Source organism: Streptomyces zhihengii, from assembly GCF_016919245.1.
Lineage (GTDB): Bacteria > Actinomycetota > Actinomycetes > Streptomycetales > Streptomycetaceae > Streptomyces > Streptomyces zhihengii.
This window is the reverse complement of record NZ_JAFEJA010000001.1, coordinates 1653244-1666852: the sequence shown is the minus strand read 5'-3', so window position 1 is coordinate 1666852 and position 13609 is coordinate 1653244. Positions and strand designations below refer to the sequence as shown.

At 73.8% G+C, this 13609-nt stretch carries 10 protein-coding genes; 4 read left to right on the top strand and 6 right to left on the bottom strand.

Features of this window, described 5'->3' with window-relative positions; translation table 11 throughout:
- Nucleotides 1-137: 137 nt before the first annotated feature.
- From JE024_RS06980 to JE024_RS06970, 3 genes are read left to right on the top strand one after another with little or no spacing between them, the layout of a single operon-like run.
- Entirely contained in the window at nt 138-1661 is a 1524-nt protein-coding gene (locus JE024_RS06980) for a GMC family oxidoreductase (protein ID WP_205372760.1), read from the top strand.
- Complete coding sequence (locus JE024_RS06975; RefSeq protein ID WP_244882648.1) at nt 1649-2455, top strand: thioesterase II family protein; 807 nt, start codon at nt 1649-1651, stop codon at nt 2453-2455. The genes JE024_RS06980 and JE024_RS06975 overlap by 13 nt, the downstream gene beginning before the upstream one ends.
- Nucleotides 2452-6465 (top strand): non-ribosomal peptide synthetase, encoded by a 4014-nt coding sequence (locus JE024_RS06970; protein ID WP_205372759.1) that lies wholly within the window; start codon nt 2452-2454, stop codon nt 6463-6465. Before JE024_RS06975 ends, JE024_RS06970 begins: the two co-directional genes overlap by 4 nt.
- A 40-nt stretch (nt 6466-6505) precedes the next feature.
- On the opposite strand, the gene JE024_RS06965 is transcribed toward JE024_RS06970, so the two are convergent.
- Genes JE024_RS06965 through JE024_RS06955 form a run of 3 tightly spaced genes read right to left on the bottom strand, consistent with a single transcriptional unit; the run spans nt 6506 to nt 9227 of the window.
- On the bottom strand, nt 6506-7369 hold the full coding sequence (locus JE024_RS06965; protein ID WP_205372758.1) for an ABC transporter permease: 864 nt from the start codon (nt 7367-7369) through the stop codon (nt 6506-6508).
- A gap of 18 nt (nt 7370-7387) precedes the next feature.
- Nucleotides 7388-8242 (bottom strand): ABC transporter permease, encoded by an 855-nt coding sequence (locus tag JE024_RS06960; protein ID WP_205372757.1) that lies wholly within the window; start codon nt 8240-8242, stop codon nt 7388-7390.
- A complete protein-coding gene (locus JE024_RS06955; RefSeq protein WP_205372756.1) occupies nt 8235-9227 on the bottom strand; it encodes an ABC transporter ATP-binding protein in 993 nt (330 codons plus the stop codon). The genes JE024_RS06960 and JE024_RS06955 overlap by 8 nt, the downstream gene beginning before the upstream one ends.
- Nucleotides 9228-9373: 146 nt before the next feature.
- On the opposite strand from JE024_RS06955, the gene JE024_RS06950 reads away from it, so the two are divergent.
- Nucleotides 9374-10081: a TetR/AcrR family transcriptional regulator gene (locus JE024_RS06950; protein WP_205372755.1), complete on the top strand. Its 708-nt coding sequence runs from the start codon at nt 9374-9376 to the stop codon at nt 10079-10081.
- A 228-nt stretch (nt 10082-10309) separates the two neighbouring features.
- On the opposite strand, the gene JE024_RS06945 is transcribed toward JE024_RS06950, so the two are convergent.
- The 3 genes from JE024_RS06945 to JE024_RS06935 form a co-directional block, all read right to left on the bottom strand.
- Nucleotides 10310-11494: a macrolide family glycosyltransferase gene (locus tag JE024_RS06945; protein ID WP_205372754.1), complete on the bottom strand. Its 1185-nt coding sequence runs from the start codon at nt 11492-11494 to the stop codon at nt 10310-10312.
- Between the two features lie 13 nt (nt 11495-11507).
- On the bottom strand, nt 11508-12290 hold the full coding sequence (locus JE024_RS06940; protein ID WP_205372753.1) for a class I SAM-dependent methyltransferase: 783 nt from the start codon (nt 12288-12290) through the stop codon (nt 11508-11510).
- Between the two features lie 76 nt (nt 12291-12366).
- Nucleotides 12367-13545 (bottom strand): FAD-dependent oxidoreductase, encoded by a 1179-nt coding sequence (locus tag JE024_RS06935; protein WP_205372752.1) that lies wholly within the window; start codon nt 13543-13545, stop codon nt 12367-12369.
- Nucleotides 13546-13609 lie beyond the last annotated feature (64 nt).

Sequence of the window (13609 nt, the reverse complement as noted above, 5' to 3'; positions counted from 1 at the left end):
CGGCACACGGGCGGCACGGCACAAGGACGCCACGACACGCCTGCACGCACACGCCAGGCGGATGACGCACACGACAGGCGGATGACGCGGCCGGCGCGGACGACACGGCCGGCCCGACACGAGGGAGGACGAACGCCGTGGACACCGTCGAGGGCCACTGGGACGAGGTGATCGTCGGCGCCGGTTCGGCCGGCGCGGCCCTCGCGGGCAGGCTCTCCGAGGACCCCGCCCGCCGGGTGCTCCTGCTGGAGGCCGGCCCCGACGGGCGGGTCCCCGGATCCCCGGACAACCCGGTGCTGTCGGGCGCCAACTGGGACCACTCGGCGCACATCGGCCGGGAGGGCGACGCCGGACGCCGCTACCCGTACGCCGTCGGCCGGGCCGTCGGAGGCTCCTCGGCCGTCAACGGCGCCCTGGCGCTGCGGGGCCTGGCCTCCGACTTCGACGCCTGGGCGGCGTCCGGCAACCCCGACTGGTCCTGGGACAGGGTGCTGCCGTACTTCGTGCGGCTGGAGGCCGACGCCGACGTCAAGGGCCCCGCCCACGGCGCCGACGGCCCGGTACCGGTACGGCGGCTGTCCGAGGACGCCTTCGGGCCGCTGTCCCACGGCTTCCTCGCCGCCTGCCGCGACCTCGGGCTGCCGGCCGCCGCCGACCTGAACGACCCCGGCTGCACGGCCGGGGCCGGCCCGATACCCCGCAACGAGGCGGACGGGCGGCGGGTCTCCACCGCCGAGGCGTATCTCGCGCCCGCGCGGGGCCGGGCCTCGCTCACCGTCGCGGCGGACTGCCGGGTGCACCGCGTCCTCTTCGACGGCTCCACCGCGGTCGGGGTGGAGGCCGTACGGGACGGCCGGCCGCTGCGCATCGGCGCGGACCGCGTCACGCTCAGCGCCGGAGCCGTCGGCACCCCCGCGATCCTGCTGCGCTCCGGTGTCGGCCCCGCCGGCGACCTCGGCCGGCTGGGCATCCGCCCGGTGGCCGACCTGCCGGGCGTCGGGGCCAACCTGTCGGAGCATCCGCTCGTCGCCCTGTGGGGGCTGCCCGCACCGGAGGCCGTCCGGCCCGGGGAGGCCATGCACCAGGTGCTCGCGCGGGTGGCGGGCCCCGACGGCGTCCCGGAGCTCAACCTCACCCTGGTCAACGCCGTCGGCGGGCTCGACGTGCCCGGCATGGCCGGTGTGCTGCGCGGCCGCACCGCCTTCTCGCTGCACGCCTCGCTGCTGACGCCCCGCTCGCGCGGCCGGGTCCGCCTCGCCGCGCCCGACGGCCCGCCCGTGATCGAACTCGGCCTCGCCTCCGACCCCCGGGACGTGGAGCGGCTGATGGCCGGCGTGCGGATGCTGTGGTCCGCCGTCGCCGGTGCGCATCTGGCCCCGCTGACGGAACGTCTCTTCCTGTGGACGGAGCGGACCGTGCGGGACGACGACCTGCTGCGGCGCGCGGTCACCCGCTTCGTCTGCCCGTCCTGGCACCCGGCGGGCACGGCCGCGATGGGACCGGCCGGCCGGCCGGAGGCGGTCGTGGACGAACGGCTCCGGGTGCACGGGCTGGGCGGCCTGCGCGTCGTGGACGCCTCCGTGATGCCCGTCGTCCCCGCCGCACCCGTCAACCTCAGCGCCATCATGCTCGGCGAGAGGGCGGCGTCGTGGAGCCGCTGACCTCCCGCCCCCGGCGCACCGCGTCCGCCGGCGACTGGTGCGTGCGCTGGGCCGACTCCGCCGACGCCCCCGTACGGCTGTTCTGCCTGCCGCACACCGGCGGCGGCGCCGCGCTCTACCGCGACTGGGCCGGACACCTCGCCCCGGGGGCCGATGTGCTCGCCGTCCGGCTGCCCGGCCGCGAGAAACGGTTCACCGAGACGCCCTACCGCCGCCTCGACGACCTCACCGGCGCGCTCGCCGACGCCGTCGAACCGCTGCTGGACCGCCCGTACGCCTGGTTCGGCCACAGCATGGGCGCGCTGATCGGCTACGAGATGTGCCGGACCCTGCGCGCACGCGGCGTCCGGCCCCCCGGGCTGCTCATCGCCTCCGGCCGGCGCGCCCCGCACCTGCCGTCCCGGCAGCCCGCCGTGCACGCCGCGCCCCGGCGCGAACTCGTCGACCACCTGCGGGAGCTGAACGGCACCCCGGCCGAGGTGCTCGACAGCGCCGCCGCGCTGTCCGCGCTGCTGCCCATGGTGCGGGCCGACTTCGCCGTCTCCGAGACCTACCGGTGGCGGCCCGGACCCCCGCTCGACTGCCCCGTCGCCGTCTACGGCGGCCGCAACGACCCGCTGGCCACACCCGGCGAACTCGCCGGCTGGCAGCGGCACACCGCCGCGGACGCCGAGGTCCGGCTGTTCGACGGCGGCCACTTCTTCCTGCACGAGGGCGCCCGGGACCAGGTCCTGTCCGCGCTCGCCGCACACCTGCCCGCGCCGAGCGGCGCACTCACCGGGAGGCAGCAGTGACCCCCACGGAACCCCACCGGACGGCCGCCGCGCCCGCCGGGCCCGAGGACCTCTTTCCGCTGACCGATCTCCAGGCGGCCTATCTGGTCGGATCGAGCCCGCTCATGGAGCTCGGCGGATTCCGGCCCACCCTCTACACCGAGGCGGACGTCGTCGGCTTCGACCCGGTGGCCGCGAGCCGCGCCATCGACCTGCTGATCGCCCGGCACGAGCACCTGCGCACCGTGATGTCCGAGGAGGGCCAGCGGGTCCTCGGCCCCGGCGAGGTGACACCGTTCCGGCTGGACACCGCCGATCTGACCGGCCTGACCCCCGGGGAGCGCGAGGCCGCACTGCGGCGCACCCGGGAGCGGATGCGCGACGAGGGCCCGGCGCCCACCGGGTGGCCGCTGTTCGAGATCACCGCCAACCGGGTGCGGCGCCACCGCACCCGGGTGCACTTCGCGATGAGCCTGCTGCTGCTGGACTCGGCGAGCACCCGCCGCCTCCAGGCCGAGTGGTGGGCGCTATACCGCGACCCCGATGCCGAACTGCCCCCGGTGACCGGCACGTTCCGCGAGAGCGTCCTCGCCCGTGCGGCCGAGGAGTCGTCCCCCGCGCACCAGGAGCACTGGCGCTACTGGGAGGAGCGCCTCGACACCCTGCCGGGCGCCCCGCGGCTGCCGCTCGCCGCCCCCGGCAGCGGTGGCGCACCGGCCCGCCTCACCCGCCGCTCCTTCGTGCTCGGCCCCGACGAGTGGAAGCGGCTCGGCGCCGCCTTCCGCGCCCACCGCGTCATGCCGACGACGGGACTGCTGCACGTGTACGCCGAGATCCTCGGCGCCTGGGCGGCGGAGCCCGGCTTCTGCGTGAACGTGCTGCACCAGAACTGGGTGACCCGCCGGCCCGAGGCGGCGGGCGTGGTCGGCCAGTTCAGCGCCACCCTGCCGCTGGAGGTGGACCTGACGGGGTCCCCGGACTTCTTCGTCCGGGCCGCCGCCCTCCAGAAGCGCCTGTGGGACGACATGCGCCACTGCGACGTGAGCGCGATCCGGGTCACCCGCGAACTGGCCGCCCGGCGCGGCTGGACCTCGCGTGCCGCGCTGCCGTACGTCTTCAACAGCATGCTCGGGCCGGCCGGACGCCCCGCCGCCGGGCGCGGCTTCTGCCGCACCGTGGCCTCGGCGCTGCGCACCCCGCAGGTCCTGATCGACCAGCAGCTCAAGGACGCCCCCGGCGGGGGCGTCGAGTGCGTCTGGGACACCGTCGACGAGGCGTTCCCCGACGGGACGGCGGAGGCCATGTTCGACGCCTACCGCCGGATGGTCGCCCACCTCGCCGCCCCCGGCGGCGCCGACACCCCGCCCGAGGCGCCGGGCGCGGCCCACCGCGCGCTGGTCGCACGGCTCAACCCGGCAGGGGCCGAGCCGCCGGCCGGCCGGCTGGAGGACGGCTTCCTGCGGCGGGCGGCCGAGGAGCCCGGCCGCCCGGCCGTGGTCACCGCGGACCGCACCCTGACCTACGGCGAACTCGAAGGCGTCTCACGGGCGGTGGCCCACTGGCTGGCCGGGCGGGGCATCGGCCCCGGCGACACCGTGCCCGTGGTCATGGCCAAGGGCTGGGAACAGGTCGCCGCCGTGCTCGGCGTGCTGCGGACGGGCGCCGCCTACTGCCCCGTCGCCGCCGATCTGCCGCCGGCCCGCATCGGGCGCCTGCTGGACGCCTGCGCCGCCCGCGCCGTGCTCGTCCAGTCCCGCACCGCCCCCGCGGCGGACACCCTCGGCGGCCGGCCCGCCCTGCACGTCGACCGGACCGGCGCCGGCGGGCCGCCGCTCGCGGCGCGCGGCGGAACACCGGGCGACCTGGCCTATGTCATCCACACCTCGGGGTCGACCGGCGAGCCCAAGGGCGTGATGATCTCCCACGGCGCGGCGCTCAACACCGTCGCCGACATCAACCGCCGGCTGCGCCTGGTCTCCGGCGACCGGGTCTTCGGCATCTCCTCGCTCAGCTTCGACCTGTCGGTGTGGGACGTGTTCGGCACCCTCGCCGCCGGCGCCGCGCTGGTGGTCCCCGACGCCACCGGGCGCCCCGACCCGGAGGGCTGGGCACGGTCCGCCGCCGCCCACGGCGTGACGGTGTGGAACTCCGTCCCCGCGCTGGCCGAGATGCTGGTCGAGGTCCTCGCGCAGCCGCCGGCGGGGGACCTGCCCCCGCTGCGCGCCTTCCTGCTCAGCGGCGACTGGATCCCCGTCACCCTCCCGGACCGGATGCGCGCCCTGTGGGACGGGGTGCGGGTACTGGCCCTCGGCGGGGCGACCGAGGCGGCCATCTGGTCCAACTGGTACGAGGTGGACCGGGTGGACCCGACCTGGCGCAGCATCCCCTACGGCACCCCGCTCGACGGGCAGACGATGCGGGTGCTCGACCACGGCATGAGGGTCCGGGCGCCCTGGGCCACCGGCCGCATCCACATCGGCGGAGCGGGGCTCGCCGACGGGTACGCGGGGGACCCGGAGCGCACCGCCGAACGCTTCGTGCGCGATCCGCACACCGGCGAACGGCTCTACTGGACCGGCGATCTGGGCCGCTACTGGCCCGACGGCACCATCGAGTTCCTCGGCAGGGAGGACCGCCAGGTCCAGATCCAGGGCTTCCGCGTGGAGCCGGGCGAGGTCGAGGCGGCCGTCCGCAGCCACCCGGAGGTCGCCGAGTGCGTGGTCTGCGCGGCCCCGTCGCCGGGCGGCGCGCTGCGGCTGGTGTCCCTGGTGGTGCCCGAGGAGGGGACGGGCGCCGACGCGCCGCGGATCCTGGCGCATCTGCGGGAGCGGCTGCCCGCCTACATGGTGCCCGGGCAGCTCGGGATCGTGGACCGGCTGCCGCTGACGGCCAACGGCAAGGTCGACACGGGCCGGATCGCCGAGCTGCTGTCGGCGCCCTCGCCGGACGGCGCCGCGGACGGGCCGGCGCCGGACGACAAGGTGCTGCGCCGGCTCGCCGAGCTGTGGGAGGAACTCCTGGACGTGCGTCAGGCGGGCCCGGACGCCGACTTCTTCGCCCTCGGCGGCAACTCGCTGCTCGCGCTGCGGCTGGTCAACCGGGTGCGCACCGAACTCGGCACGGCGGTCCCCTTCGGCCGGATCTTCGAAGCGCCCACCCTGCGCGCCTTCGCCGCGGCCGTGCACGCCGGCACGGGCCCCGCGGCCTGCGCGGTCACGCTCTCCGACGGCACGGACCCGGGCGGGCGGCCGCTGGTCCTGTTCCACCCGGTCGGCGGTTCGGTGGCCTGCTACCGGGACCTGGCGCAGGTGTGGCCGGGGCCCGTGCACGCCTTCCAGAGCCGGATGCTCGCCGGGGGCCCCGGCACCGCGGGCGACCGGGACCTGGAGACGATGACGGCGGGCTATCTGCGGGAGCTGCGCGAGCTGGTGCCCGAGGGCCCGTATCTGCTGGGCGGCTGGTCGATGGGCGGAGTCCTCGCCTACGAGGCGGCCCGGCAGCTCACCGCAGAGGGGCACGACTGCCGGGTGGTGATGATCGACAGCCTGGTGGCCGAGGGCCGCCGGCCGGTGGGCGAGGCGGCCCGTCTGGCCGAGTTCCTGGGCGATCTGGCGGGCGGCCGTCCGCCGGCCGGCCTCCTCGCCGCGGTGCGCGACGCGGCCGGGGGCGACGTCCTCGGTGCGGCCAGGGCCGCCGCCGTCGCCCACGGGCTGTTCCCCGAGGAGGCCGACCGGGAGGCCTTCGCACGGCTGGCGGCCGCCCACGCCCACCATCTGTCGGTGCTGGCCGACTACCGGCCCGCCCCCTGCGACGTCCCCGCCCTGCTGTTCGTGGCGCGGGAGCGGGAGGGGGACCCGCACGCGCCGGGGGCCGGGTGGCGTGCGGTGTGTCCGCGGACCGAGGTCGAGTTCCTGGACGGTGACCACTACTCGGTTGTGGCGGACGGAGGACTCCGGGCCGTCGGCGGGAGCGTCATCCGTTGGCCGGCCGGTACGGGGGATGCCCGGCACGGCTTCTCGGACGGGGGTTGACGCTCTGTCGCCGACGGCCCGGAGGGTCATGGGGCCGGTGTCAGTACCGGCCCAGGGTGCCCCGGCGCCTGGCCACGTGCTCCAGCCGGCCGAAGAGCACCACGCCGATGCCGACCAGCAGCAGCGGCTGGACGATCACCCACCACAGGCCCCAGCCGGTCTGGAGGTCCAGCAGCGAGTGGCCGCCGACCAGGACGTCCCGGATGGCCTCGATGCCGGGTGCGATCGGCACCAGCAGCCGGCTGAGGAAGGCCGTCACGTCGGGCACGTTGTCCAGCGGCACGAAGGTGCCGCCGGCGATGAACCAGATGGCCATCGAGAACTGGGTGATGATCTCGATCCGCTTGAACACCAGGGTCAGGCCGCACAGGATCAGCGCCAGACCGCAGGTCCCGAGCACGATGGAGGCCAGCGGCAGCAGGATCTGCACGTCGAACGGCGTGTCCCCGCCGCGTGCCTCGATGGTGATCACACCGACGACGAGCACCGACAGCGCGCTCGGCAGGGCCGACACCACCGCGGCGACCTGGCGGCCGAGGATCAGCGTCCAGGACGGCAGCGGCGTCAGATAGGTCTGTTCGAGCACACCCGACTGCATGTCGCCGAGGTAGCTCCAGAAGGCCCGGTTCACCTGCTCGTGGATGAACGTCAGCGACACCATGCCGAGCAGGCCGGGCAGCAGCAGCTCGTCCTTGAGCTGCCCCTTGCCCATGAACAGGACGAGCAGCAGGAAGAAGACGGGGAAGGTGATCATCTGGATCACGACCTCGCGCCAGCCGGCGGCGAAGTTCAGCAGCCCCTTGTGCACCTCGTTCCTGAAGCCGTTGTAGTACGTGGCGGCGCCCGGCCGGCCGGCGGCAGGGGCCGGGCCGACGCGGTCGGCGATGGGAGTGAGCGTCGTCATGACAGGTCCCCGCTCATGTCAGTACTGGCCGAGCCGGCCGTCGCGGACGGCACGGCGTTGGTTGCGGGCGAAGATCCACCCGCCGAAGAGGACGAGGGCGAACGTGTACGCCAGCAGCCAGGGCAGCGTCCCGTCCGACCAGATGTCCCCGAGCGACGCCCCGTCGAAGAGGACCTTCGTCGTCGCCTCGATCCCGAGCGTGGTCGGCAGGAAGCGCGCGACCACCGCCAGCCAGTCCGGGTACAGACCGAGCGGCATCATCGAGCCGTTCAGCAGGATGACGAGCGAGGTGAACAGCGAGTGGAGGGCGCCGACCATAGGGGAGTTGATCGCGATGGCGGCGAGCACGAAGGTGAACGCCAGCACGTTGACCACGACGAGCGCGTAGGGCAGCAGCGCCGCGAACTTCAGCGGGATCGTCACCCCGGTCACCAGCATCGGCACCACGGTGGCGACCACGGCGACCATCAGGCCCATCAGGGAGGCCGTGAACAGCCGCCCCATCATGAACACCCACGGGGGAGCGGGCGACATGTGGCTCTGGGCGTACGTCCCGCCGCGCTTCTCCTCGACCAGGTCGGCCACCATGACGAGGCTGCCGTAGTGCAGGAACCAGTAGCCGCTGATGGCGACCAGGGTCTCCGGGATCAGGTCGCGGCGCAGCTCGCCCTGGCCCATCACGTACTGCATGCCGAGGTACAGCACCGTGCTGATGGTCAGCATGATGATGTGGCCGACCGGGTGGGCGAGCTGGGACAGCAGACCCTTGCGGATCTCGGCGCCCAGCACGCTCATTCCGGTGCGCGGGGTGAGCTTCCAGCCGGCGGCCGGGCGGGCCGCGCGCTGTGCGGGGAGGGGGGCGAGGCTAGTCATGGGCGGGCGCCTTGATGAGACCCATGAACACGTCCTCCAGGTCGGGCGCCACCTGGGAGAGCGACTGCACCACGGCGTGCTGCTCGCGCAGCCGGTCCACCAGGGCGTAGATCTCCTGCGGCTCGGCCACCCGGCCCGTGACGATCGTGGCTCCTTCGGCGCTCGTGGCGGTGAAGCCGGCCGGCAGCGACAGCTCCGGCAGGTCGCCCTCGATGCGGACCTCGTAGGCGTCGCGCTCGCGGAACTGCGACAGCAGCCGGTCGGTCGACATGTCCGCGATGACCTGGCCCTTGCGGATGACCGCGACCCGGTCGCACAGCTCCTCCACCACGTTCATCTGGTGGGTGGTGAGCAGCACGGTCTTGCCGCGTTCGCGGGACAGGGTGCGGATCCACTCCATGACGGTGCGGGTCGCCTCGACGTCCAGGCCCAGGGTCGGCTCGTCGAGCAGCACGATGGGCGGGTCGGCGATGAGCGCGGTGGCCACCGCGACCTTCTGCTGCATACCGCGTGAGTAGCCGCCGACCTTCTCGTCCCGGCGGTCCCACAGGTCGAGGCCCTTGAGCAGTTCCTCCGCGCGCACCTGCACATCGGCGCCGCGCATGCCCTTGAGGCGGCCGAAGTACTGGAGGTTCTGCCAGGCGGAGAGCGTCCAGTAGACGTTGCGCGAGCCCTCCAGGACCGCGCCGAACTGCTGCATCGCGGCCGAGCGCTGCTTGGCGACGTCGTAGCCGTTCAGCCGGGTCCTGCCGGACGTGGGGGACAGCAGCCCCGCCAGGATCTTGATCGTCGTGGTCTTCCCGGCGCCGTTGGGGCCCAGGAAGCCGAAGACCGTGCCGGCCGGGACCGACAGGGACACGTTGTCGACGGACGGCGTGTCGGACGAGCCGTACGTCTTGGTCAGCCCGCTGATCTCGATCGCGGGGGTTGCGGTGACGTCTCCCGGCCGGTCGGGGCCCGCCGGTGCCTGGGTCTGGGTACTCACATTCGCACCTTCATCGCGTTAACACTGCGCCGAAACGAGAACACCGTTCACTTTGCAGGTCGCTGTACTCTACTGTCAAGCGTGTTCTCGTAGAGAGCCGTCCATGGAATGCTGGGGACAGGTCGACCGAAGGACTGGAAGCGCGGATGGCAACGAACTGGCGTGAGAAGCGGCGCGCGTCCGCCGTGGCCGAGATCAAGGACGTGGCCAAGGAGCTGCTGGTCAAGGGCGGTCCGGGCGCGGTGTCGCTGCGGGCCATCTCACGCGAGATGGGCATGACGCCCTCCGCGCTGTACCGCTACTACCCGAGCCTGGAGGCGCTGCTCGCGGACGTGCGCAGCGACCTCTTCCAGGAGCTGGGCGCCGTCACCACCCTCGCGCGCGACGGCGTCGCCGGGGGCGATCCGCTGCCCCGCCTGCTGGCGATGGCACGCGCCTTCCGGGACTGGGGGCTGGAGCACCGCGCCGAGTTCGGGCTGATGCTCGGACCGCCGCCGCCGGGCGCGGAACGCGGCGACTCGCCCGAGCCGGACTACGCGCCGGCCTGCGTGGGCGTGACCTTCCTCGGCGAGATCGCCGAGCTGGACCGGCGCGGTCAGCTCCGCACCCCGCCGGTCGAGCTCATCGAGGACCGTCTCGCCCCGGGCCTGCGGGACTATCTGGAGGGCCAGGAGGGGCTGCCCCTCCCGGTGATCTTCGCCTTCCTGGCCGCCTGGGCACGGCTCTACGGCATCATCGCCATGGAGATCTTCGGCCACATGGACTGGGCGGTGACCGACAGCGGCGCCCTCTTCGAGACCGAGCTCATCAACTTCGCGCAGCAGCTCTCCGGCACCGACTACGACGGCTCCTGAACCTCACGGTCCAGCAGCCGCCGTGGCCGTGCCCGCGGCGGCCCGCGGCGCGGGCGGTCTCCGGCGCCGCCGGCGTTTGACGCCACCGTTCTCCGGCGCGCCGGCCCGTGGTGCCGCCGTTCTCCGACGCCGCCGGCCTTTGACGCCACCGTTCTCCGACGCCGCCGGCCTTTGACGCCACCGTTCTCCGGCGCGCCGGCCCGTGGTGCCACCGTTCTCCGGCGCGGCCTACGCGGCGCCGTCGATGTGCGCCAGGATCTCGGCCGCGGCGCGCACGGCGCCGCCCGAGTCGAGGACATGGCGCTGCATCTCCCGGGTGGCCTGTGCCGCCGACCCGTCGGACGCGAGATCGAGCACCGCCGCCCGCACGGCCTTCGCCGACGCCTCCTCCCGGCCGATCATCCGGCCCACGTTGAACTCCTCCAGCTGGCGCGCCAGCCCGTCAGCCGCGGCGAGCTGGGGCAGTACCACCAGCGGGGTGCCCGTGTGCAGCGCGTGCATCACGGTGCCCGTGCCGCCGGAGCACACCATCAGCCGCGCGTGCTCCAGGACGGCCTGGAAGGGCACCCACGGATGCACCTCCACGTCCGGCGGCAGCGGCCCCAGCGAGGCCGGGTCGACACCGGGCCCCACCGCGACCACCAGGTGCCACGGCAGGTCCTCGAACGCCTCGATGCACATCCGGAAGAGCTCGGGCTGCTGGTTGAAGCTGGTGCCCAGGGACAGCAGCGCCACCGGCCTGCCGCTCGCCGGCGGCTGCCAGTCGCCCTCCAGCGACTTGGCCCGCAGGCACGGCCCGACGAAGCGGAACCTGTCGTCGGTCTCGGCGTCGACGTAGCCGAAGCGCTTCGGATAGAAGACGATCTTCAGCGCGTCGGGGTCGCCCTTCAGCCCGTGGAAGCCGAACTCCGGGTCGATGCCGTTCATCGCGGCGAACCGGCCCATCTCCCCGGTCAGTTCGGCGTAGGCGGCGTCGCCGATGGCGGCCGGTGTGACGTGCTGGCTGACACAGCCCACCGGGAACAGCCGGACGGCCGGCACCCGCCACTTCTCGGCGAACAGCTCACCGATCCACCGCACGTAGCCGTCGTAGACGACGGCGTCCGGGCGGTCGCCGGCGAAGTGCGCGTCGAACAGCGACGTGGTGTGGATGCCCTCGCGCACACCGCTGAGCAGGACCTTGGCCAGCCAGTTCTCGGTGCCGGCCGGGAAGTCGCGCTGCACGTCGATGGTGGACTCGTACGGGACGACGTCGGCGCCCGTGGACGCCACGTCCTCGGCGTGGGCCGCGGTCGCCGGATAGCTCACGCGATGGCCCTGCCGCACCAGTTCCTCGGCGACCGCGAGCGTGGGCATCAGATGCCCCGGGGCGGGGACGTTGAAGAAGGCGATGTGCCGGCTGCGGCTGCTCACGGCGGTGCCTCCCTCAGCCACGCCGGCCGCGGATGGACACGAACTCGTGGCTGCGGACGACCATCGCCGGGTCGTGCATCGAGGCGAGGAACAGGTCGATGTCCGCGGCGTCGAAGCCCGCCTCGATCATGGCGTCGCGCTTCTGGCTGACGTTGTTCTCGAAGAGGCGGCAGCCGTGGCCCCCGCCGGTCCAGCTCTGGTAGTGCCACTGGGTGCGCACGTCCGTCAGCCCGGCGTCGAGCATGGTGGCGTGCACCTCGTGGCCCCAGGCGCCGTGGGTGTGACGGGCCGTCATCACGTCGTAGAGGCCGTCCAGGACCCGGACGAACGCCTCGGCGTGCTTCTCGCTGGGAGCGGAGACGACCTTGGGCGCCGAACGGACGAACTCGCCCAGCAGCAGCCAGCCGCCCGGCTTCAGCGAACCGGCGAGCTGGTGCACGAACTCCACCCGGTTCTCCAGGTGGTGGGTCAGCAGCCGGGCGTGCACCAGGTCGAACGGGCCCTCGGCGGGCAGCGGCTCGCCGGTGCTCAGGTCCTGGGTGTGTATGGAGACGTTGGGGGCGGGCGCCACCATGTGGGTGTCCTGGTCGACCGCGGCGACGGTGCCCGACGCGCCGGCGATCTCGGACAGCATCCGGGTCACCGAGCCGCCGCCGGCGCCCAGGTCGAGGAAGCGGCCGCCCGGCGCGGGCGCGATCTCGGCGAGTTCGGCGCGGGTGAAGGGGTCGAGGAACTCCTCCAGCGGGCTGAGCTGCGCGGGGACGTTGTGGAACACGTAGTCGGCGAGGTTGGTCATCTTGTCCTCTGTCTCGGTAGGTACCGGCGTCGCGGTGCGGGGCGGATCGGGAGCTGATGCGGTGGTGCTGCGGGACTCAAGGGCTGTAGCTGAACAGCTCCTTGTCCCGGTAGGTCTCCTCGCGGCGCTTCATGGAGCTGATCAGCGCGTCACGGATCCGGCCCACCAGGGGGTTCGTGGTGTGCCCCAGCCGGGCGAGCAGCCGGGAGTGCTGGACGATCTTGTTGGCGCGGCGGGACCGGACCCGCCCGTACTGGCGCAGCGCGGCCGGGACGTCCTGCTCGGCCAGCAGGCAGGCCAGCGTCGCGACGTCCTCCAGCGCCATGTTGGCGCCCTGGCCGAGCACCGGGCCGATCGGATGCGCGGCGTCCCCGAGCAGCACGAGCCGCCCGGTGTGGTACCGCTTCAGCGGCGGGCAGTCGTGGACGTCGGTGACGACCATGTCCTCCAGCGCGCAGGACGCCACGGTCTCCGGGAGCGGGGACGACCAGCCGCCCCACAGCTCCAGCAGGTCCGCCTTGGCCTGCTCCACCGGCTTGGCCGGCCAGACGTGCTCGGGGGAGTTCACCGTCGCCGTCCAGAACAGCCGGGTGTCGTCGAACGCCTCGGCGAAGAAGTGGCCGCCCGGGCCGACGAAGACGAAGCCGTCGCCGTGCTGCGGCGGCCGCTTGGAGATGCCGCGGACGGAGGTGAACCCGAGGTACCGCGGCGGCACCTCCCCGGCGACGATCCCGCGCAGGGTGGAGCGCACCCCGTCCGCGCCGACGACCACGTCGCCGGTGACGGTGCGGCCGTCGGCCAGGGTCAGGCTCCCGGTCCGCCCGTCGGTGGCCGCCCCCACCACGGCCGCCTGGTGGTGCACCGTCACGGGCGCGGCGCCCGGGCGGCTCACCGCGTCGGCGAGGATCCGGTGGAGGTCGGCCCGCAGGATGCCGATCATCGGGGCGCCCCACTTGGCCGGGAAGTTGCCGACCTCGCGGCTCTTCAGGAGCTTGCCCTCCGAGGACATGATGGGCATGTCGCAGGCGTGGCTCTCGCTGGACCAGCCGGCCCGGCGCACGGCCTCGCCCAGTCCGGCGCTGATCCGGTCCACCGATTTCACGCCGTTGGGCGTCAGTTCGATGCCTGAACCGGTATTCCCGAACCCCCGGGCGCGTTCGAAGACCTCCACGGCGATGCCGCGTTCGCGCAGGGCTACGGCGAGGGCGAGCCCGCCTATCCCCCCGCCGGCGACGAGTACTTTGATCGACTTCATTTCCGAGTCTCCCGAGCTGATGCCCCCGGCCCGGTCACGGGCGGGGACGAGCTGTCTTCTGCCA